Source organism: Streptacidiphilus carbonis, assembly GCF_000787775.1.
Lineage (GTDB): Bacteria > Actinomycetota > Actinomycetes > Streptomycetales > Streptomycetaceae > Streptacidiphilus > Streptacidiphilus carbonis.
Genome location: NZ_BBPM01000006.1, coordinates 26,430 through 46,648 on the forward strand (window position 1 = coordinate 26,430; position 20,219 = coordinate 46,648).

Here is a 20,219-nt window from a genome sequence, read left to right on the forward strand (position 1 = left end):
GCACCGGTGCCGGTGACCGCGCGGACCTCCCAAACTGCCTGTCAACCGCCTGGAGTCGCCGGGCGGTTCGGTTCAAGGTTGTCCTTGCAAGGTTCTCCTCCGCCCGCACGGCCGGGAGACTTCCCGTTCCGGAAGGGTCAGCCATGGTCATGTCCGCGGCGTTCGATGTGCACCCCACCGCGTGCGAGAGCAGGCCGAGCAGCAGCGGCGCGGGCAGCAGTATCCCCGACCACTCGTGCACGGTGACCATCAGGTGGCGACGGCCCACCAGTTGGGCCAGCGGGTTCAGGTACAGGCAGGCGGCGCTCGCCACGCACAGCAGCATCAGGATGCCGGTGCACCGGTGCACCATGCGCTCCCCGGCGCTGAAGCGGCGGATCCGCTCGGGGCGCTCAGGCTGCGTCACGGTGCTTGTCCGCGCCGTCGAGCCATCCGTCGACCGCATAGCCGTGCTCCTCCCAGTAGCCGGGGACGACCGTCTCGGTGACCGAGATGCCGGAAAGCCACTTGGCCGACTTGTAGAAGTACATCGGGGCCACATACAGGCGTACCGGTCCGCCGTGCTCATAGGTGATCGGCTTGTCCTGCATGTTGAGGGCCACCAGGACGTCGCTGCGGCGGGCCTGTTCCAGCGTCAGGCTCTCGCTGTAGGCCCCGTCGAAGCAGGTGAAGCGGATCGCGGCGCCCTTGGCGTGCGCTCCGGCGGCGTCGAGGAGGTCGGCGAGCCGCACGCCCTCGAAGGGGGTGTTCTCCACCCGCCATCCGTCGGTGCACTGCACGTCGTGGACGATCCGGGTCTGCGGCATGGCCTGCAGGTCCGCCAGCGTGTAGGTGCGCGGCCGGTCGACCAGGCCGTCGATCGTCAGCGCGTAGTCGGCGGCGTCCTTGCGCGGCACCGAGCCGACCACACTGTAGTAGCGGAAGCCGCCGGGGTTGGGCAGCAGGCCGGAGAGCCCGGTGGGGTCCTCCTGGGATGCCGTGGCGAGCACACTCTCCCAACCGTGCTGCAGATAGGGGGCGGCAGCCAGTCCGGCGGCGCCGGCGCCGAGCATGCCCAGCAGCGCGCGTCGCCCGACGGGTGGACCCTGTGTCTCCTTCGGCCGTTTCGCAGCCATGTGCACCTCTCCTCTGACGTCGCGCCGGTCGGGCGGGCTCGATGTTGCTGCCGGTAAACACGAGCGGCGCCGGATGTCAGTTCATTGAACATGTGTTTTGTGGGGCACACCCTTGCCGCCTTGACAACGGCGCCCATGGAGCGGGACCCTCGCGTCACCGGTTTAAGCGGTGACGCGATGGTCTCGAAGATAGCACCGCCTCCGGCACAGGCACGGACACAGGCACAGAAGGGCAAGGTCGGCCGCAAGATGCAGGCGAACGTGCACTACTCGCTTCTCGGCAGCGTGCGGGCGCTGCGCGGTGGCACCGAACTCGATCTCGGGCCGCCCAAACGGCTCGCCCTGCTTGCCCTGCTCCTGCTGCGCGCCCCCGGCCCCATGACGCTCAGCGAGGCGGTGGACATCCTGTGGGACGAGGAACCCCCCGTCAGCGCCGTCAACGTCGTACACCGGCACATCGGTGCGCTGCGCAGAAGCCTGGAGCCGGCGCTGCGCAGCCGCAAGGACGCGGAACACCTGGTGCGCGCCGCCGACGGATACCGGCTCCTGGTCGACGCCTCGTCGTCCGACCTGCTGCGTTTCCGCGAGCTGCGCACCCGGGCACAGGCCGCGGCCGGGGGCGGCGATCCGGCACGGGCTGTGCCCGACTTCACCGCGGCCCTGCGGATCTGGCGCAGCCCCGTCGTCGCCGCAGGCACGTCGGTGGCCCGGCATCCCGTCTTCACCTCGGTGGGCCACGAATTCGTGGCCACGGCGAAGGAGGCCGCCGACGTCGTCCTCGACTCCGCTCCCGAACAGGCGGAGTACGTGCTGACGGCCCTGCGCGCGGCTGCCGGGGCCCACCCCTTCGACGAGGCCCTGCACTCCCGGATCATCAGGGTTCTCGGAGCCACCGGCCGACAGGCCGAGGCGCTGCAGCACTTCGAATCCGTTCGCCGCACCCTGGACCACGAACTCGGCGTCGAACCCGGCCCCGACCTGTCCGCCGCGCGGCGACAACTGCTCCGGCCCAGGTCCTCCCCGACTCCCGGCGGCCCGGTCCGGGCGCCCGGAGCGGGGGCCCGACCACCGACCGCGCCCACACCTTTCATCCGGTGTCCCTGTCCCCGCCGACCGTGGGTTCGTCTCGACCGAGACATGTGTCGGCAATCGAGCCCTGTACTGCCTGAGCAGCCCCTCGGCCGAGGGGCAAACGCCCGGTACACGTATGCTCGGTCCATGAGCACCTCACCGGAGACCGCCGTCGCCAACTTGATCGCCCAGTACGCCGAGCGCGTCGACGCAGGGGACTTCGCGGGCGTCGGCGAGCTGTTCCAGGACGCCACGTTCCTCGGCAGCGGCACGCCGGCCGTGGGCCGCGACGCCGTGGAGGGCATGCTCCGGGAGAGCGTGATCCGCTACGAGGACGGAACACCGCGTACCCATCACATGACGACCAACCTCGTCATCGACGTCGACCCGCAGGCCCGAACCGCCACCGCCCGTTCCTACGTCACCGTCTTCCAGGCGCTGCCCGGCCTCCCGTTGCAGGCCGTGGCCGCGGGGACCTACAACGACCGGTTCAGCGGCGACGGCGGCCACTGGCGGTTCACCCACCGCCAGGTCCGCATCCGGCTGGTCGGCGACGTCAGCCGCCACCTGCGTCCCGCGCCGCGCTGAGCGGCCCCCGCGTTCCGGCGGGGGCCGCCGTCGTCGGCAGGACCTCCGCCGGATGTGTCACACGACCTCTGTGCGTCTCAGCGGCCGGGGGCGCGTTCCGTGATCTCCTGGAGGAACCAGCCGTTGCCGTCGGGGTCCTCGAAGGCGCCGAAGGTGCCGTAGCTGGCCCGGTCGGGGTGCAGGCCGGGCACGCGGTGACCGGTACCCGCGTGGCGGAAGGCACCGGTGGAGTCCCGGAAGGGGCCGGAGACCGTCACCCCGCGGGAGGCCAGCTCCTGCAGGGCCGCGACGATGTCGGTGACGGTCAGCTGAAGGCCGTGCAGGGTGCCCGGCTGCTGCTCGGAGAGGCCCTCCCCGAAGATGACCGAGCACTCCGAACCGGGAGGAGTCACCTGGACGATCCGGTAGCCGTCGTTGATCGGAAAGTCGGCGTCCAGGCGCCAGCCGAGCTGCCCGACGTAGAAGGCCTTGGCACGGTCGGCGTCGGACACGGGCAGGATGACGACTTCGAGCTTCATATCCACGGTGCTGTCTCGCTTTCGCTGGAGGTGTGACGTATGTGTCGGGGCCGGGGATATGCGTACTGTCGCCGTACGTGCCCCGGGGCTCGCCACCAGGGCGGCCGCGGTACTTCCGTACCTGCTGCGGTAGGCTCCGTCGATCTCGTCGGCGGGCCCGGTGTCGCCTGCGTGCAGGAGGACCTCACGGGTGGCGTCTCCGATCCTGACGCTGCCGCGTCCGTACCGCTGTGCCGCCCGGAACCAGCCCGAGCGCACTCCCCCGTAGGCACGGACGAAGAGTTGGCCGCCGACCAGGACCATGCCGAGCTCCACGCCTTCCTGACCGCTGCTTCCGGCGGTCAGGACCAGGGATCGGCTCTCGCTGAGCAGACTGAGTTCTTCGGCTGTCCAGCCGGCGGAGGTCGGCATATCCATGCATCCGAGTCTGGCATCGGCATCGTGGTCCGGTAACACATGTGGGGGGGCAGGTTTCTTCCCAGGCAGAAACCTGTCTCTTCCTCCCGGTGCGATCCGCCGTCATCGTGGAGACGTCAGCACCGATCAACGAGGAGCTCTCCATGGCGAGGACCAACGTCACCTTCGACAGCGCCGGCATCCCGATCGCCGCCCACCTCCACCTCCCCGACGCGCCCGCGCCGGGTCCGCTTCCGGCCGTCGTGGTCGGCCACCCCGGCACCGGGGTCAAGGAGCAGACCGCTGGTACCTACGCCCAGGCGCTGGCCGACCGCGGCTTCGCCGCCCTCGCCTTCGACGCCGCGTACCAGGGCGAGTCGGGCGGTGCGCCCAGGGGGCTGGAGGACCCCGCTCAGCGGGTGGAGGACTTCAAGGCCGCCGTCTCCTACCTCACCACGCGCGGCGAGGTCGACGCCGAACGCATCGGCGTCCTGGGCATCTGCGCCTCCGGCGGCTACTCGCTGTCCGCCGCCGGAGGCGACCACCGCATCAGGGCCCTGGCCACCGTAAGCGGCGTCGACGTCGCCCGCCAGTTCCGCTTCGGCGCCGACGGCGCCCAGGACCCGGCCCTCTTCCAGAGCCTCCTGGACGCCGCCGCCCTGGCCCGCACCGCCGCGGCCCGCGGCGAGGACCCCGGGGCGATGACCATGTTCCCCGACACCGCCGAACAGGCCGCGGCGCTCGGCGGGGAGCACGGTGTGGAGGGCTTCGAGTACTACTGCACCGCGCGCGGACTGCACGAGCGCTCGGCGAAGTCCCTGGCCTGGCCCAGCATCGACAAGCTGGCCTTCTTCGACGCATTCCGGGCCGTCCCGCTCATCGGTCCCCGCCCGCTGCTCCAGATCGTCGGGTCCCGCGCCATCACCTCCTGGATGGCTGTCGAGGTGCACCACCTCGCCACCGGACCCAAGGAACTCCACTGGATCGAAGGCGCCAGCCATGTCGACCTCTACGACCGCAAGGAGTACATCGACCCCGCCGTCGACAGGCTCGCCGACTTCTTCACGGCCAACCTCACCGCCGACCTCACCACCGCCCTCGGCGCCGGACGCTGAGACGGTCAGCCGAACAGGTTCCGGTCGGACGCCGTCAACGAGGTGAGGATGCGCAGGGCGTCATGGCTCGGGCTGCCGGGTTCGGCGGTCAGCACCATCAGCTGACCCGAGCCGTCCGGGCTGCTCCAGGTGTCGCAGTCGAGAGTGATGTCGCCGACCACCGGGTGCCGGTAGTGCTTGGTCCCGTAGTGGGATCCCATCACCCGGTGCTCCGCCCACCAGGACCGGAAGTCGGCGCTCCGGGCCGAGAGTTCAGCTGTCATCCGGGCGAGGCCGGGGTCCTCGTGGTCGGCTGCCGCGGCCATCCGCAGCGCGGCGACGGCGTCGCGGGCGTCGTGTTCCCACTCCCGGTGCATGCCGCGGACGACCGGGTGTGTGAACAGCAGGCTCACATAGTTGCGCCGCTCCGGCGGGACGGCGGAGAAGTCGGTGTACAGGGCCGCGGCGGCGGAGTTCCAGGCGAGGATGTCCAGGCGTCTGCTGAGCAGGATGCCGGGGGTCTCCGCGAGTTGGTCGAGCAGGCGCCGGACCACTGGCCGTACCCGCTGGGCGGGCTGCCGCCGGGGCCGGGCGTCAGCGCGGCCGGCGACCTCGTAGAGGTACCTCTGCTGGTCGTCGTCGAAGCGGAGGGCTCTGGCCAGGGTGGCCAGGACGGAGGCGGACGCGCGGACCCGTCCCTGCTCCAGCCGGGTGTAGTAGTCGACGCTGATGGCCGCCAACCGGGCCACCTCCTCGCGGCGCAGTCCGGCCACTCTGCGTGGTGAGTCCGTCGCGGGCAGGCCGCAGTCGTCCGGGGTCAGTTGGGCCCGCCGGGCCCTGAGGAAGGCCCCGATCTCGCGTTGGTCGGATGCCACGGTCGCACTCCTTCTTTCCCTGTGGTCGGACGTACCCGGGGCCGGCGGCGGGTGCCGCCGGCCCCTTCGGGTCACTTCGCCTTCAGCGGCACCGCGAAGGACTTGCGCAGGGAGGCGGGGGCGGCCAGCGGCAGCAGCGATGCCAGCACCTTTCCCTTGAGTGTGCCGGGCTGCCGTGTCAGTTCGACGTCGACGCGGGTGCCGTCGCCCTCCGGGGTCATGGTGAAGACCCAGCCGCCCCCGGCGCCGAAAAGCTTGGAGTCGAGTGTGGTGATGGTGACCTTGTCGCCCTCGGGGTTCCATTCGTAGCGGGCCCGCTCCCAGGCGGCGGCGGTGCCCTCGGTCACCTCGGCCCAGCCGTCGCCGAGTTGGTGGACCGTGAAGTGCTCGGCGTCGATCGTGGGCCAGGCCTGGGGTCGGCCGGGCCCGAAGTCGGTCAGCACCCCCATGACGTCCTTCGGGCTGAGGGTGGAGACGAGGTGGAAGCGTACGACAGCCATGAGTCTTCCTTCGAAAAAGTAACCGGTCTGACCGGTGATGAATGTTTCACGGAACTCAGTCACCGGTCAAGGCGGTGACGATGGATGCGCCAGGATGTGCGGATCGCACAGGTCTGGTGTGAACTGCTCCGGCGGAACCGTCCAACTGGACGCCAGTGGCACGGCGACGGGCAGACTGCCGGCGAGAACCCAGGCGATGTCGTCGCCACCGGCGAGCTGGGCCCCCGTCAGCGGCCAGGCGCCGCGGGTGATCGTCCGAAACAGCACGACCGGCGCCGAGAGCAGCAGCGCGGTCGGACTCAATCGTCGCCGCGCAGGATGGTCAGCACCCGCAGGGCCTCGAGGTAGATCCAGACCAGGGTCAGCGTGAGTCCGAAGGCCGCCAGCCACGCCTCGTCCCGCGGAGCGCCGTTGGCCTCCGCTTCCTCGATCTGTTTGAAGTCCAGTGCCAGGAAGGACGCCCCGAGGATGATGCCGACGATGCCGAAGGCGATTCCCAGGCCGCCGCTGTCGAAGCCGAGGCCGTTCCCGCTGCCGAAGGCGGAGAACAGCGAGTCGACGACCATGAGCAGGACGAAGCCGGCTCCCGCGGCCAGGACGAAGCCGGAGAACCGCGCCGTGACGCGGATCCACCGCATCCGATAGGCGATCAGCACGCCCGCCGAGACGGCCAGTGTGCCCAGTACCGCCTGGACGACGACGCCGGGTGCGACATACGTCGAGGTGACGTTGGACAGGACCCCGATGAAGACGCCCTCGAAGGCCGCGTAGCCGATGATCAGGGCCGGCACGGCGGTGCGCCTGACATTCTGGACGATCGCCAGGACGAAGGCGACCAGGGCGGAGACCACCGCGATGCCGTACGACCGGTTGACGTCCACTTCGTCCACCGGCAGCAGGGTCCAGGACAGCAGTGCCGCCACTGCGACGGTGCCCAGGGTCGCGGCGGCGCGGACCACGACGTCGTCCAGGGTCATGGTCCTGCCTTCGGCCGGGACCGCGCCCGCGGGGGCGCCGGCGTCGAACCCGGCGTAGCGCCCGGCCGACTGGTGCCCGGCGGCAGTGGCGGCGCCCACCGGGAGCGGGGCACCGGCTACCGGGGCGCCGCGGCGGCCGAATTCCTTCCGGGTCAGGATCGGATTGCTCGATTTCACTCTGGTTCTCCTTCTGGTGCCAGGACCGGCGGCCGCACTGGTACGTGCGGCCGCCGCTCCTGGATGGCGTGTCCTCCGAGCGAGTTGGCGGACCCTCAGAGGTGGTCGGCGTCGACGACGGCCTGGGCGAAGGCGGTCGGCGCCTCCTGCGGCAGGTTGTGGCCGATGTCGCCGAGGGTGCGGTGGGCGTAGGGGCCGGTGAAGAGGCCGCGGTAGCCGGAGCCGTTCCCGGCGGCGGTGAACGGGTCCAGTGCGGCGTCGAGGGTGATGGTGGGGACGGTGATCGTGGGTCGCGCCGCGAGCTGCTTCTCATAGGAGTCGTAGCGGTGCTCCCCGGCGGCCAGACCCAGCCGCCAGCGGTAGTTGTGGATGACGATGGCCGGGTAGTCCGGGTTCTCGAACGCCGCCGCGGTGCGCGCGAAGGTCGCGTCGTCGAAGTTCCAGGTCGGCGAGACGGTGGTCCACACCAGACGGCACAGCTCCGGGCGGTCGGTGGGGTTCTGCATGGCGAGCTGTCCGCGGTCGGTGGCGAAGTAGAACTGGTACCACCAGGTGTGCTCGGCCGCGGGCGGCAGCGGCGTCGCCTGCGAGGCGACATTGGTGATCAGATAGCCGCTGACCGACACCAGTGCCCTGACCCGCTCGGGCCACAGCGCGGCGATGATGTCCGCGGTGCGCGACCCCCAGTCGAAGCCGGCCAGCACGGCCTTGTCGATCCTCAGCGCGTCCATCAGCGCGATGATGTCCAGGGCGATCGCGGACTGCTGCGCGTTGCGGAAGGTGTGTGCCGACAGGAACCGCGTGGTGCCGTGTCCGCGCAGGTAGGGCACGATCACCCGGTAGCCCTGGGCGGCCAGCAGCGGGGCGACGTCCACGAAGCTGTGGATGTCGTAGGGCCAGCCGTGCAGGCAGATGACCACGGGACCCTGCTTGGGCCCGACCTCGGCGTAGCCGATGTCCAGCACACCGGCGCGCACCTGCTTCAGCTCGCCGAACGAGGTGTGCGTCCCCGGTGTGATGGTCGGCACGGTCGGGACGGCCCCGGTGCTCCCACCGGTCCCGGCAGGGGTCGAGGCGGTCGAGGCGTTCGCGGCGGTCGGCAGGCCGGTCAGCGACAGGGCCGCGGCGCCCGCGCTCATCCCGACGCCCTTGGTGAAGGTGCGCCTGTCCATGCTCTCTCCTTGGTGGTGGGGTGTGCAGTTCGTGTGTGGCCACTCTCGGCCACCAGGAAGCGGGTCACATCCGTCAGTTGACGGTGGGCCATGACCGAGTTCGCCGCGCCGCTCCGGGGACCGGACTCCAGGAGGGACTCAGTCATCCGACTGTCTGCCTCCGCCCGATCCCCGGGGGGCGCCTGCAGAAGCGTCGTGCCCTCCCCCGAACGCGACCGTCCCGGCCTGCGTGGACGCGGGCCGGGACGGGACGGGAGACGCGGTGGCCCGGGAGGGCCGGGGACGGTTCGGCTCAGCGGCGGCCGGTGGGGACGCAGCGGAAGCTGGCGGCGTCTGCCACGTCGCCGTGGCCGGTGTAGGCGGACACCAGCGGGTAGCGGCACAGGTCGCGGTTCACGGACTGGCCCGAGGCGGTGGTCAGGGTTGCGGCCAGGGTCTCCGGGGCCCGGCCGTGCTCCACCCAGTTGGTCAGGGCCCCCAGACCGTCGGTCTTGCCGCCGTTGAGTCCGCAGTGGGCGGTGCCCGGGGCGAGGAACAGCCGGTAGAAGGCGTCGACCTCCTTCGTGCCACCCATCAGCTGGTCGACGCGGTTGCGGTAGGCGACGGTGCCCTTGGCCGGGATCAGCTGGTCGGCGTCGCCCTGCCAGGTCAGCAGCTTGCCGCCGGTCTTCTTGAACGCCGACAGGTTCGGGTTGTCGGAGCCGATGACCGTGTCGTACTCGGCCACGGACTGCTTGAACACCTGGTCGAACTGGCTGTAGGTCAAGGTCGCCGTGTTGAAGGCGGGCTGCTTGAGCACGAAGTCGGAGACCCAGGCCGACGGGACCGCGAACGGCGCACCGGTGACGGTGCCGTCGGGGGCGGTCTGGATGGCGGCCAGGTCCCCGAAGGCGGCGCCGACGGGCAGGCCGTACCACAGCTTCTTGCCCGATGTGGTTCGCGGACCGTCCCAGATCCTGGCCACCACCGCGGCGTCGGCCGCCGTGATGGTCACCTGCTGCCCGTTGCACACCAGCGTGGTTCCGATGAGCTTGCGGGGGTCGAAGTGGCAGGCGTCGGGGTTGGAGATCAGGCCGTCGACCGCGCCGTCGAGCTTGTCGCAGGCCTTGACGGCGGCCTGGTTGAAGGCGTTGAACTCACACGTGGTGGGATAGGTCTTCGCCTCGTTCATCACCACCTGCGGCCACAGCGTGGCCACCTCGAACTGGGTCCAGTTGATGGCGGGCGCGTCGGCGAGGATGCCGTTGTAGTCGCCCGGGTACTGCTGGGCCTCCACGTAGCCCTCGCGTCCGCCGGTCGAGCAGCCGGTGAAGTAGGAGTAGGACGCCGCCTTGCTGTAGAAGGCGTCGACCACCTCCTTGCCCACGACGGCGGCCTCGTGCTGGGACCGGGTCGCGAAGTTCTCCAGCAGCGCCGCGTTGACCTGGTTCTTGCTGTTCAGCACCCAGCTGGTGTCGATCACATCGCCGATGCCGGCGTCGGTGGTCGCGGCGGCGTAGCCGCTCTTGACCGCCGTGGCCAGCCCGGTGCCGTTGTCGCCCGCGGCGTAGGCGCTGCCGCCGAGCCCCTCGAAGCGGCCGTTCCAACCGCTCACCGGCAGCCAGACCTGGACCTTGGCATGGTCGCCGGCGCCCGGGTGGGTGAGGGTGAGGGTGACGTCGCAGTATGGCGGGACGTCGGTGACGGTGCCGTTCAGCAGGCCGGTCCCTTGCACGGTCCCCCCGGCCTGGCTCACTGCGGTCACCGACTCGATGGTCGCCCCGGCCGGCGCCTTCACGGTCATGGCCGAGCAGTTGAGCGCGGCGGCCGCTGGACTCGCGGCCTGCGCCGAGGCGCCGGTCGGCAGGTACAGCGCGGCCACCAGCGGCACTGCCGCCACCAGGCAGATCTGAAGTCGTTTCATGGCTCCCTGTCCATAAGAAAAGTGTGTCCTGGAGCTGGAACACATGTGCTGCGAACCACTGCGGCACCGTGTTCCCGGCACCCTCCGGGAGCGGAGGCTGCGATCACCACTCTGGTCCGGGCACAGCTCACGCACATCAGTCACTTGACGGTCAGTCGTCGGCGACACAGGTGTGCGCACTCCCGATGTCACTCCGGCTCCGGGTGTTAGACTCCGAACGAACCTCGATCGTTCATGGAGGAGTCGGACAGAGGAGTCGGGCATGGGGTTGGACGACGACATCTCCGGGTGACAGCCCGGACCGCCAGACCGCCGGCCGCCGCCAGAGGCGCCGCCGCAGTGGCCCCGCTGTCGTTCCCTCACGTCACCATGTCTGCCCGGGCGGCGGCATGTCCCTTCGCCGTCCCCTGTTCACGAGGTCACCACCATGTCCGACGCCTCCGTCGTCTGCTCGAACCTGTCCTTCGCCTGGCCCGACGACACCCCCGTCTTCCAGGACCTGTCCTTCACCGTCGGGGCCGGCCGCACCGGCCTGGTCGCGCCCAACGGCTCCGGCAAGAGCACACTGCTCAAGCTGGTCGCCGGAGAGCTGCGGCCCGGTTCCGGTTCGCTGTCCGTGACCGGCGCCCTCGGCTACCTCCCGCAGAGCCTGCCGCTGACCGGTGACCTCACCGTCGCCGAGGTGCTCGGCATCGCCGAGGTGATCCGCGCCCTGGACGCCGTCGAATCCGGTGACGTGGACGAGAGGCACTTCACCGTCATCGGCGACGACTGGGACGTCGAGGACCGCACCCGGGCCCAGCTCGACCGGCTCGGCCTGGCCGGCCTGGCGCTGGACCGGTCTCTGGGCACCCTCAGCGGCGGCCAGGCGGTCTCCCTCGGCCTGGCCGCCCAGCTGCTGCGACGGCCCGACGTGATGCTGCTGGACGAGCCCACCAACAACCTCGACCTCGACGCCAGGCACCGGCTCTACGACGTGCTGGAGGACTTCACCGGCTGCCTGCTGCTGGTCAGCCACGACCGGGAGCTGCTGGACCGGATGACCCGCATCGCCGAACTGGAGCGGGGTGAACTGCGGTTCTACGGCGGCAACTTCACCGAGTACCAGGAAGCCGTCCGGGCCGGCCAGGAGGTCGCCGAGAAGAACGTCCGCAACGCCGAGCAGGAGCTGAAGCGCGAGAAGCGGGAGCTGCAGCAGGCCCGGGAGCGCGCCGAGCGCCGGGCGGGCAGTGCCGCTCGCAACCTGGGCAACGCCGGCCTGCCGAGGATCTTCGCCGGCACCATGAAGCGGGGCGCGCAGGAGTCCGCGGGCCGCGCCGGCCACGTTCACGCCGGCCGGGTCGGCGAGGCCAGGGCCCGACTGGACGAGGCCGGACGGGCCCTGCGCGAGGAACAGCGCATCACGGTGGACCTGCCGGACACCCAGGTTCCGGCCGGACGCAACCTGTTCCTCGGCGAACGGCTGCAGGTCCGGTTCGGCGGCCGGCCGGTCTTCGCCGGCGAGGGCGTCGCACTGACCGTCCGCGGACCCGAGCGCATCGCGCTCACCGGCCCCAACGGCGGCGGGAAAAGCACGCTGCTGCGGTTGCTGGACGGTGTCCTGGAGCCCGGGTCGGGACAGGTCACCAGGGCCGACGGCCGGGTGGCGTACTTGTCGCAGCGGCTGGACCTGCTGGACCCGCAGCGCACCGTCGCGGAGAACTTCGCCGCCTCCGCCCCGGACAGGCCCGAGGCCGAGCGGATGAACCTGCTGGCCCGCTTCCTCTTCCGCGGCGCGCGCGCCCATCTCCCGGTCGGCGTCCTGTCCGGCGGCGAACTGCTGCGCGCCACCCTGGCCTGCGTGCTGTGCGGGGAGCCGGCTCCGCACCTGCTGCTGCTGGACGAACCGACGAACAACCTGGACCTGGTCAGCACCGGCCAGCTGGAGAGCGCGCTGGCCTCCTACCGGGGGGCGTTCGTGGTGGTCAGCCATGACGAGCGGTTCCTGCGCGAGATCGGCGTGGGCCGGTGGCTGCGGCTGGACGGCGGTGAACTGCAGGAGACCGGCGCCCCGGATGCGCACCGGTCGAACCGGTGACGACTCTTGCGAGCCGAATGAGTCACCTGCCAGAATGGTGACATGAATCCCGAGCATGTCTTTGTGTGCGGCCACCCGGCCCTGGACTTCGCCGCCACGCTGCGGGCCCGTCGCAGCACGCGCTTCGAGATGTTCGGCACTCCCGAACGGCTGGCGGCCTGGTACCTGGAGTCCGGGGTCGTCGACGCTCTCGCCCCGTGCGAACAGGCCGACGTCGACCGGGCCACCGCCGTACGGGAGGGCGTCTACTCGCTGGTCACCGCCCGGCGCCTCGGTTCGGACTACGACGCCGAGGCGCTGGACCTGCTGAACGAGGCGGCACGGCAGCCCAGCGCCGTGCCGCAGCTGACCCAGGCCGGACGCTGGACCCGGGCGACGGCGCAGGAGGCCCTGTCCACCGTGGCCCGCCAGGCCGTCGACCTGCTGAGCGGACCGGACGTGCCGCTGCTCAAGGAGTGCGGCAATCCGGAGTGCACCCGCGTCTACATCGACCGCTCCCGGGGGATGCGGCGCCAGTGGTGCGGCATGGAGTCCTGCGGCAACAAGATCAAGGCCGCCGCGTACCGCGCCCGCAGGAAGAGCGCGGCCGCCTAGAGCCCCAGGTCCAGAGGCAGGCACGAGTAGAAGGTCCACGACCGCTCGGGGTCGTACCCCGGGCCCGCGCCGGCGTGTGACGAGACGTCACTCGTCTCGGTCATGTCCTCGAACCGGATCCGCTCGGGCAGTACCCGGAACCGCTCGCTCCGCGCCTCGGCGGCATCCGCCCCACCGTCGTCAGCCATGGCCGCTCTCCGCTCTCACACCGTGCGCCGTACCTCTGCGTGACCAGCATGCGCCCAGAGTTCGTCACCGGTCAAGGGGGTGACGTAGACGGAATGCCAAGAAGCGACGTCGACGAGGCAGGTGTCATCGCAGGCGCATATACATGTGTTAGCTTCGCACTGACACATGTCTTAGTGGCTCGCGGCGACCGCCGCCTGAACGACACCTCGAAGGCCCTCCGGCCGACCCACATACGCGGGCCCCGTGTCCTCCCCCGGCACGGGGCCCGCCGCCGGTCCAGAAGAAGGAGTGAAGCGGCCGTGGAATCGCTCGAAGCAATGGTCGGCCGGGAGCACGAACTGGCGCTCCTGGGCTCACTGCTGACGTCGCCCGGTGGACGGGCCCTGGTCCTGCGGGGTGAATCAGGGGTGGGCAAGACCACCCTGCTGGACCATGCCGTCGAACGCGCCACGGTGACAGGCCACCGCGTGGTCAGGGCCATCGGCGTCGAGGCCGAGTCGGAGCTTCCCTTCTCCGGCCTCCACCAACTGCTCCACCCGCTGCTCCCGCAGCTGGACCGGCTCGACGAGTCCGGCCGGTCGGTCTTCGGCGTCGTCTTCGGACGAAGCACCGAACCGGCACCGTCGGTCATGGCGCTCGGCATAGCAGTCCTCGATCTTCTGTCCGTGGCAGCCTCCCAGGAACACCTGCTGCTGGTGGTCGACGACGGTCAGTGGCTGGACGCCACCAGCACCGAGGTCCTCGGGTTCGTCGGACGCCGGACCGCGAGCAGCGCCGTGAGACTCGTCGTCGGACTGCGGTCCGACATCCCGTCCGGCTTCGACACGGCCGCCCTGCCCGAACTGGCCGTGTCGACCCTCTCCGCACAGGCCTCGGAACAACTGCTGGACACGCGGTTCCCGCTGCTGGACGCTGGGATCCGCCGACTGGTCCTGGACGAGGCCTGCGGGAACCCGTTGGCACTGCTGGAGCTTCCGCCGTTCCTGAGCAGCGTCACGGCCACGCAGGACACCGGGAAGCTGCCCGGATACAGCGGCCTGCCGCTTCCGCACCGGCTTCAGCACGTATACGGCACACGTATCGGGTCGCTCGGCGCGGGCGTGCGCGCGGAACTCCTCCGCGGCGCCCTGGACGGGGTCCCCGCGGGAGCCGGAACGGTGACCACCCGGGCGTCGCGGTACCGGATGACGGACGCCGACGAGGCGGCGGCCTCCGGTCTGCTGGACACCGATCCAGTCACCGGCGGGTTCGTCTTCCGGCACCCCCTGGTCCGCTCGACCGTCGTGCAGATGGCGACCCCCAATGAACGCCGGGACGCCCATGCGGCGCTGGCGCAGGTGCACCGGCAGGACCCGGAGCGGCATGCCGCACATCTGGCGGCGGCCGCGGTCGACCCGGATGAGCAGGTCGCAGCAGCGTTGGAGGCGGCAGCCGCCTCGGCGACCCGGCGCGGCGGTTCGGCCGGAGCGGTGGCCTGGCTGACCCGCGCCGCCGAACTCAGCGAGAACCACCACGACCGCTCCCGCCGGCTGGGCGACGCCGCCTTCGTCGCCGGCCACTCCGGGCTGCTGGACCACGCCCAGCGCCTGGTCCACTCCGACCGGGACCTTGGCGGAGCCGAATCACCGGCCGCGGTGGTCACCGCCGGGTACGTCGCCCTGTACGAGGACGGGGATGTGCGCTCCACCCGGGGCCAGGTGGTGGCGGCGATCGAGGCCCTGCGCGACAGCGGCCCGAAGGGGCCCGACGAGACACTGACCAGGCTGGTGAACCTGCTGCTGGTGATCAACCAGTACCGCAGCGACCAGGCGTCATGGCAGCAGGCCCACGAACTCCTCGACTCGCTGGACGGCCTGGTCCTGGAGAGTTCCCTGATCTACCAGGATGCCTGGAGCGACGTGGTACGGCGCGGGGCCGGCCTGCGCGAACGTGTGGACCGTGCCTTCGCCGCGCTGCAGGTGCTCGAACCGTGGGACGTGGTGCGGCTGGGGGTGGCCGCCTACCACGTGGACACCCTCAGCCAGTACCGCTCCCAACTGCAGCGCATCGTGGACCGCGAGGTGGAGACCGGCGCCATGGCCAGCGGCATGACCATGCTTCACCTGATCATGCTCGACCAGATGGCCGCCGGCGAATGGGACGAGGCGGAGCAGACCGGCCGGCGCAGCCAGGAGCTGACGACGGCTCACAGGCACCCGCTCTTCGCCCACCACAGCCGCGCCTACCTCGCCCTGCTGGCGGCCATGCGCGGGCAACTGGACACGGCACGGGAACTGCAGGCCGTCGTCGACGCCTGGGCACGCCCGCGACGTGTGGGCTTCCTCACCCAGATCGCCGACGCCGTCGGCACGACCGCCGCCCTGAGCGAGGGCGACTACGAGGCGGCGTACCTCTACGCCATCGGCATCACCCGGCCGGGTTTCTTCGAACCCTGCGCGCACCAGGCCTCGCGCACCCTGCTCGACCTCGTCGAAGCCGCGCTGCACACCGGACGCGCCGAACAGGCCCGGCAGCACGCCCTGGCGGCCCGGGCCGCCGGCCTGCCCGACGTCTCGCCCCGACTGGCCCTGATCACCTACGGGGCTCTGGCGATGACCGCCGCCGACGAGGACGAGGCCGGCGAGATGTACCGACGCGTCGAGGCGCATCCGGCCGGTCCGAACTTCCCCTTCGAGCTCGCCCGCGTCCGTCTGGCCCACGGCATCCGGCTGCGCCACGGGCCGGACCGCCAGGCCGCCCGCCGATCGCTGACCCTGGCCGCCGAATCGTTCGAACGGCTCGGCGCCGCAGGCTGGGCCGAGCGGGCCCGGACCGAGTTGCGTGCCTGCGGCATCGCCGCCCGCGCCTCCTCCGTTCGTCCGGACTCGCTGACCTGGCAGGAACGCCGCATCGCCGACCTCGCCGCCCGCGGCCTGACCAACAAGGAGATCGGCGAGCGCACCCACCTGTCCCCGCGCACCGTCAGCTCACACCTGTACCGGGTGTTCCCCAAACTCGGCATCACCTCGCGGGCCGCACTGCGCGACGCGCTGGGCAGGATCCCCGACGACACGGGCTGACAGGACCGCACACCGGGGACCGGGCGTGGAACCGCGCTCCGTGGATGAGGGCGGCGGGCCCACGGTTCACAGCTGCTCCTCCGGGTGTCGTGGCCGCCCGGCACGGCATGGGGGCGACCGTTCAAGGATCCACCGGGGAGTACTCCGACGGGAACAGTCGAATGACTTAATGTCCGCGAACGGACATGTCTGGCTGCGCCCGGGTACATTGCTCAGGACGCGGGAAATGCCGCACACCCGGTGGATCCGAACCGTCCCACGTCGCTCACACCCCTCGGCGCGGGCAGCCGGGCGTGAGTAGCATACGTGGCAGCATCCCAAGCTGAAGGAGTGAAGGTTTGTGACCAAGCAGGCAGCCGAATCGCTCCGAGCGCGGTACGTGGAACAGGCCGCATCGGATCTGCAGAAGAACCTCCGTCAGCAACACGAACTCGCCGAGCGGTTCAAGGCCCTGAAGGAGGAGGAGGCCCTGCTGGGTGACATCCTGTCGCTCGCCGAGCGGTTCGAAGGCTCGGCCGACCCCTCGGACCTGCCCGAGCAGGCACAGGACGAACCGGCGCTGCCGCGGACCCCGACGGAGCGCCCGGTCGCCGCCGCCGAGCCGAAGAAGCCACGGCAGCCTCTGCTCGGCGACCTCCTGTCGGAGCTGCTCAGTGCCCATCAGGAGCCGCGCCCGGCCAAAGAGCTCCGGGAGGAACTGCTGGAGCGGTACCCGGACCGGAGCCCCACGCCGCAGGTCGTGCGCAACACCCTCGAAGGCCTGGTCGCCAAGGGACGTCTGCGCCGCCACAAGCACCAGCGCTCGGTCACGTACACCCTGGTGGAACCCGGCAAACGTCAGAGCCGGGCAACCAAGGCGCGCTGAGAGACCAAGGCTCCCCGTTCCGGCGCGGGTTCGCGGTGACCGCCTGAATCGAGGCGGCCAACCCAATGTCCGTCCCGGGCCTCCTACTCGGGACGGCCGTCAGCGAGCCACTGGGCGAGGCCGCGCAGCCCGACCGCCCACCGCCCGAGGTCGGTGACCTCGGCGTGCCCGGTGACGACGGTGAGCAACTCGGCCACCGCCTCGTCACCCCGCTGGGCGTCATTGAGAGTCAGAGCGCGGAAGACGCGTACGGCGTCGGAGTCCGGGAACTGCTCGCGGGCGCGTTCGAGCACCGCCAGCGACTCGTCCAGCTTGCCCAGCCACTTCAGGGTGCTGGCGTACTGGCACAGGCACCGACGCAGGATGTCGCCCTCAAGGCCGAGGGCGAGCGCCCGCTCGTAGTAGCCACGGGCGGTCTCCTCCTGGCCCGCGGTGTCGTAGGCGCCGCCCACCTCGTACACCAGGACTGGATGGTCCGGGTGTTCAGCCAGCAGGGCCTGGAAGTAGGCGATCGTCGGTGCCATGTTCTCCCGGTCGCGCTGGTCGTAGCCACGCTGGATCGCTTCTTCCAGTTCGGACGTCAAGCCGATCGCCACAACTGCCCCACTCCCCCATGCCTGCAAGCTCGAAGATCGATTCACCCTATCGCAGCACCGCCCGCGAGAACCCCCCGACGAGCCCGCAGGGCTCTCCGCCCCGGTCTCAGTCGGCGTTCGGCACCAGGTTCTGTGTGCCGAGGACGGCGAGCAGTTCGAGTTTCTCCACTGCGTCCGTGCCCGGCACGGGGCTGAACCAGAGCAGGCGCTGGCGCCCGTCCTCGTTGAGCAGGTTGAGGCAGTTGACGTCGATCACGCCGAGGCTCGGGTGGACGATGCGTTTGGTGTCCAGTCGGCGCACGGCAACGTCGTGGCGCTCCCAGAGCTCGGTGAACTCACGGCTGCGCCGCTGCAGGTCGCCGACCATCCAGTTCGCCTCCTCGTCGCGCCCGCCCCGTCGGGCCACGGCCGCGCGCAGGTCCGCGACGAAGTTCTGGGCATGCCGGTCGTGGTCCTCCGGCGGGTAGATGGCGCGGGAGGCCGGATCGGTGAACCAGCGGTAGACGAAGCTCGCCCGCGGTCCGGTCTCCGCGGGGGCCGGGCCCAGCAGCGCTGCCGCCAGCGGATTCTGAAACAGCACCACATGCAGGTCCGTGATGACGCGGGCCGGGGTACCAGCCAGCCGGTCGAGCAGGTCGAGCATCCCGGGATGCACGTGCGAGGCGCTGCTTCCCGAGGGCGGGACCGGGCGTCCGGCCAGGTAGTAGAGGTGGTTGCGCTCATCGAGGGTCAGTCGCAGAGCTCGGGCGAGCGCGGCGAGCATCTGCTCGGAGGGCTGCGCACCGCCGCCGCGCTCCAGCTCGATGTAGTAGTCGACCGAGGCCCCCGCCAGCTGGGCCACCTCGTCCCGGCGCAGCCCCGGCACCCGGCGACGCGGTCCGGAGGGCAGCCCCACGTCGGGGGGCCGGATCCGGTCGCGCCGTGATTTGAGGAAGGCTCCGAGCTCAGCGAGGTTCACTTCTCCAGTCTGCGTTGGCGTTCGCGCCGGAGCCAGGGGATGGCGACCCCTGGGTGAGCGGCCACTGGATACCCCGGCGCCGGGAGCCCAGGGTGGGGATGTCACGAGAACGGAGCACACCATGAACATTGAGGCTGAGAGCACGGCGCCCCGGGTCGCTGTGGTCACCGGCGGCTCGCGCGGCATCGGCCGGGCGGTGGTCACCCGAATGGCCGACGAGGGATACGCGGTCGTGATCGGTTACGCGGGGCGCAAGGACCTCGCCGAGCAGGCCGCCGCCGAGGTGGCGGAATCCGGGGGCAGGGCGGTCGCGGTACAGGCGGACGTCGCCGACGAGCACGCTGTCGAGCGACTCTTCGACGAGGCACAGGCGCGCTTCGGCGGCGTCGACGCCGTGGTGAACGCGGCGGGGAAGATGTCCCTGTCGACGGTCGCCGACCTCGACCTCGCGGTCCTCGACGACCTGCACCGGACCAATATTCGCGGCACCTTCGTGGTCGCCCAGCAGGCCGCACGGCGTCTTCGGGCCGGCGGCTCCCTGATCACCTTCTCGACCTCGGTCGTCGGCACCAAGTTCCCCACCTACGGTGCCTACGCCGCCAGCAAGGGCGCGGTCGAGGCGTTGACGCTGATCCTGGCCCGCGAACTGCGCGGCCGCGACGTGACCGTCAACGCCGTCGCACCCGGTCCGACGGCGACGGACATGTTCCTCGACGGCAAGGACGAGGAGCTGGTCGCCCGGCTCGCGGACCAGTCTCCGCTCGGCCGGCTCGGTACACCGGCGGACATCGCCGAGGTCGTCGCCTTCCTCGCCGGGCCGCACGGTCGCTGGGTGAACGGTCAGGTCCTGCGCGCCAACGGGGGAATGGTCTGAGTCCGTCGGGGCCGCCCGCCGTCCCACGCGCCGTACCCCACGGCCAAGGCCGGACCGCACCCCCACCCCCCACCCGAATGCCGGGCTGGGCGCAGCCCTCAGGAGCGGCCCCAGGACCGGACGTTTCCACCGCATCGCAATCGCAGGCCTGCCACCTGCAGGCCCGCCACCAGAAGGAGCTGAATCAGTCATGCCGTTCGCAAATTTCAAGGTCCCCGCAGGCACCCTGAGTGCCGAGCAGAAGGAGACGATCGTCCACCGCACCACCGAGCTCTATGTGGAGCTCTACGGCGAGCGTGCCCGCAGCGGCACCATGGTGCTCGTCGAGGAGGTCGCTGACGGCGGCTGGGGCATCAGTGGCCATGTCCTCACGCTCGCGATGCTGCAGGAAGGCGGCAGCGCGCGCGGGTCCGGTTCGTAGGCCCCGAGCCGCTCGCGGACCGCGTGCCCGGGTGCGGCGGCCGTTCGGGCGCCGCACCCGAGGCGGATTCCCACGGGATCCCGGTCACCCCCGCTCCGAGGACCGATACCGATGATCGGTACGCCGACGGAGAGGCAGCCGATACAGACGCTCTTTATGGGTAAAACTGGCTAAACAGCATTTTTTGTCCGGAGGGATGT

General features: G+C 70.8%; 19 protein-coding genes and 2 pseudogenes. 8 read left to right on the forward strand and 13 right to left on the reverse strand.

The window, feature by feature from the left end:
* A pseudogene (locus TR46_RS44000) lies at positions 1-445 on the reverse strand (hypothetical protein); the annotation flags it as partial.
* Complete coding sequence (locus TR46_RS06305) at positions 393-1,115, reverse strand: molybdopterin-dependent oxidoreductase (protein ID WP_174505098.1); 723 nt, start codon at positions 1,113-1,115, stop codon at positions 393-395. The pseudogene TR46_RS44000 and the gene TR46_RS06305, both read right to left, overlap by 53 nt.
* 249 nt (positions 1,116-1,364) lie before the next feature.
* Here TR46_RS06305 and TR46_RS44005 point away from each other — a divergent pair, with 249 nt between their 5' ends.
* The gene (locus tag TR46_RS44005; RefSeq protein ID WP_236655221.1) at positions 1,365-2,774 is read left to right on the forward strand and encodes a BTAD domain-containing putative transcriptional regulator; all 1,410 of its coding nucleotides are present in this window, start codon (positions 1,365-1,367) and stop codon (positions 2,772-2,774) included.
* Between the two features lie 77 nt (positions 2,775-2,851).
* Here TR46_RS44005 and TR46_RS43035 read toward each other — a convergent pair whose 3' ends face one another.
* Positions 2,852-3,298: a VOC family protein gene (locus TR46_RS43035; RefSeq protein ID WP_042395521.1), complete on the reverse strand. Its 447-nt coding sequence runs from the start codon at positions 3,296-3,298 to the stop codon at positions 2,852-2,854.
* Between the two features lie 63 nt (positions 3,299-3,361).
* A pseudogene (locus tag TR46_RS44010) lies at positions 3,362-3,709 on the reverse strand (DUF2255 family protein); the annotation flags it as partial.
* Between the two features lie 143 nt (positions 3,710-3,852).
* Between TR46_RS44010 and TR46_RS06325 the strand changes: the two are divergent.
* Positions 3,853-4,803, forward strand: coding sequence for an alpha/beta hydrolase (locus TR46_RS06325; RefSeq protein WP_042395523.1), 951 nt, complete (start codon positions 3,853-3,855; stop codon positions 4,801-4,803).
* Between the two features lie 5 nt (positions 4,804-4,808).
* Here the strand turns inward: TR46_RS06325 and TR46_RS06330 are convergent, their stop codons facing one another.
* The 6 genes from TR46_RS06330 to TR46_RS06350 all read right to left on the reverse strand — a co-directional run bounded on the left by TR46_RS06330 (position 4,809) and on the right by TR46_RS06350 (position 10,386).
* The gene (locus tag TR46_RS06330) at positions 4,809-5,657 is read right to left on the reverse strand and encodes a helix-turn-helix domain-containing protein (protein ID WP_042395005.1); all 849 of its coding nucleotides are present in this window, start codon (positions 5,655-5,657) and stop codon (positions 4,809-4,811) included.
* Positions 5,658-5,728: 71 nt separating this feature from the next.
* A complete protein-coding gene (locus TR46_RS06335) occupies positions 5,729-6,157 on the reverse strand; it encodes an SRPBCC family protein (RefSeq protein ID WP_042395008.1) in 429 nt (142 codons plus the stop codon).
* Between the two features lie 66 nt (positions 6,158-6,223).
* Positions 6,224-6,460 (reverse strand): hypothetical protein, encoded by a 237-nt coding sequence (locus TR46_RS40730; protein ID WP_152626321.1) that lies wholly within the window; start codon positions 6,458-6,460, stop codon positions 6,224-6,226.
* Entirely contained in the window at positions 6,457-7,311 is an 855-nt protein-coding gene (locus tag TR46_RS06340; RefSeq protein ID WP_042395011.1) for a Bax inhibitor-1/YccA family protein, read from the reverse strand. The genes TR46_RS40730 and TR46_RS06340 overlap by 4 nt, the downstream gene beginning before the upstream one ends.
* Positions 7,312-7,406: 95 nt before the next feature.
* Positions 7,407-8,483: an alpha/beta fold hydrolase gene (locus TR46_RS06345; RefSeq protein ID WP_042395016.1), complete on the reverse strand. Its 1,077-nt coding sequence runs from the start codon at positions 8,481-8,483 to the stop codon at positions 7,407-7,409.
* A gap of 292 nt (positions 8,484-8,775) precedes the next feature.
* On the reverse strand, positions 8,776-10,386 hold the full coding sequence (locus tag TR46_RS06350; RefSeq protein WP_042395019.1) for a tannase/feruloyl esterase family alpha/beta hydrolase: 1,611 nt from the start codon (positions 10,384-10,386) through the stop codon (positions 8,776-8,778).
* A 427-nt stretch (positions 10,387-10,813) separates the two neighbouring features.
* Here TR46_RS06350 and TR46_RS06355 point away from each other — a divergent pair, with 427 nt between their 5' ends.
* Complete coding sequence (locus tag TR46_RS06355) at positions 10,814-12,463, forward strand: ABC-F family ATP-binding cassette domain-containing protein (RefSeq protein ID WP_042395024.1); 1,650 nt, start codon at positions 10,814-10,816, stop codon at positions 12,461-12,463.
* 42 nt (positions 12,464-12,505) lie between these two features.
* Entirely contained in the window at positions 12,506-13,057 is a 552-nt protein-coding gene (locus tag TR46_RS06360) for a CGNR zinc finger domain-containing protein (protein ID WP_042395026.1), read from the forward strand.
* Here TR46_RS06360 and TR46_RS06365 read toward each other — a convergent pair.
* The gene (locus TR46_RS06365) at positions 13,054-13,245 is read right to left on the reverse strand and encodes a hypothetical protein (RefSeq protein WP_042395031.1); all 192 of its coding nucleotides are present in this window, start codon (positions 13,243-13,245) and stop codon (positions 13,054-13,056) included. The two genes, TR46_RS06360 and TR46_RS06365, sit on opposite strands and share 4 nt — an antisense overlap.
* 318 nt (positions 13,246-13,563) lie before the next feature.
* Here TR46_RS06365 and TR46_RS06370 point away from each other — a divergent pair, with 318 nt between their 5' ends.
* Together TR46_RS06370 and TR46_RS06375 are read left to right on the forward strand one after the other, a co-directional pair.
* A complete protein-coding gene (locus tag TR46_RS06370) occupies positions 13,564-16,305 on the forward strand; it encodes an AAA family ATPase (protein WP_042395034.1) in 2,742 nt (913 codons plus the stop codon).
* 340 nt (positions 16,306-16,645) lie between these two features.
* On the forward strand, positions 16,646-17,170 hold the full coding sequence (locus TR46_RS06375) for a hypothetical protein (RefSeq protein ID WP_174505099.1): 525 nt from the start codon (positions 16,646-16,648) through the stop codon (positions 17,168-17,170).
* 83 nt (positions 17,171-17,253) lie between these two features.
* On the opposite strand, the gene TR46_RS06380 is transcribed toward TR46_RS06375, so the two are convergent.
* On the reverse strand, positions 17,254-17,766 hold the full coding sequence (locus tag TR46_RS06380) for a tetratricopeptide repeat protein (protein ID WP_236655222.1): 513 nt from the start codon (positions 17,764-17,766) through the stop codon (positions 17,254-17,256).
* A gap of 106 nt (positions 17,767-17,872) precedes the next feature.
* Entirely contained in the window at positions 17,873-18,724 is an 852-nt protein-coding gene (locus TR46_RS06385; protein WP_042395036.1) for an MmyB family transcriptional regulator, read from the reverse strand.
* 121 nt (positions 18,725-18,845) lie between these two features.
* Here TR46_RS06385 and TR46_RS06390 point away from each other — a divergent pair, with 121 nt between their 5' ends.
* The gene (locus TR46_RS06390; RefSeq protein WP_042395038.1) at positions 18,846-19,598 is read left to right on the forward strand and encodes an SDR family oxidoreductase; all 753 of its coding nucleotides are present in this window, start codon (positions 18,846-18,848) and stop codon (positions 19,596-19,598) included.
* A gap of 190 nt (positions 19,599-19,788) precedes the next feature.
* On the forward strand, positions 19,789-20,019 hold the full coding sequence (locus TR46_RS06395; RefSeq protein WP_042395042.1) for a tautomerase family protein: 231 nt from the start codon (positions 19,789-19,791) through the stop codon (positions 20,017-20,019).
* Positions 20,020-20,219 lie beyond the last annotated feature (200 nt).

Excerpts from the sequence above, each read along its gene's own strand:
- TR46_RS06365 (WP_042395031.1), bottom strand. The coding sequence starts at position 13,245 with ATGGCTGACGACGGTGGGGCGGATGCCGCCGAGGCGCGGAGCGAGCGG.
- TR46_RS06335 (WP_042395008.1), bottom strand. The coding sequence starts at position 6,157 with ATGGCTGTCGTACGCTTCCACCTCGTCTCCACCCTCAGCCCGAAGGAC.
- TR46_RS06305 (WP_174505098.1), bottom strand. The coding sequence starts at position 1,115 with ATGGCTGCGAAACGGCCGAAGGAGACACAGGGTCCACCCGTCGGGCGA.
- TR46_RS06370 (WP_042395034.1), top strand. The coding sequence starts at position 13,564 with ATGGTCGGCCGGGAGCACGAACTGGCGCTCCTGGGCTCACTGCTGACG.
- TR46_RS06360 (WP_042395026.1), top strand. The coding sequence starts at position 12,506 with ATGAATCCCGAGCATGTCTTTGTGTGCGGCCACCCGGCCCTGGACTTC.
- TR46_RS06350 (WP_042395019.1), bottom strand. The coding sequence starts at position 10,386 with ATGAAACGACTTCAGATCTGCCTGGTGGCGGCAGTGCCGCTGGTGGCC.
- TR46_RS44005 (WP_236655221.1), top strand. The coding sequence starts at position 1,365 with ATGCAGGCGAACGTGCACTACTCGCTTCTCGGCAGCGTGCGGGCGCTG.
- TR46_RS06355 (WP_042395024.1), top strand. The coding sequence starts at position 10,814 with ATGTCCGACGCCTCCGTCGTCTGCTCGAACCTGTCCTTCGCCTGGCCC.
- TR46_RS06395 (WP_042395042.1), top strand. The coding sequence starts at position 19,789 with ATGCCGTTCGCAAATTTCAAGGTCCCCGCAGGCACCCTGAGTGCCGAG.
- TR46_RS06325 (WP_042395523.1), top strand. The coding sequence starts at position 3,853 with ATGGCGAGGACCAACGTCACCTTCGACAGCGCCGGCATCCCGATCGCC.
- TR46_RS06345 (WP_042395016.1), bottom strand. The coding sequence starts at position 8,483 with ATGGACAGGCGCACCTTCACCAAGGGCGTCGGGATGAGCGCGGGCGCC.
- TR46_RS06390 (WP_042395038.1), top strand. The coding sequence starts at position 18,846 with ATGAACATTGAGGCTGAGAGCACGGCGCCCCGGGTCGCTGTGGTCACC.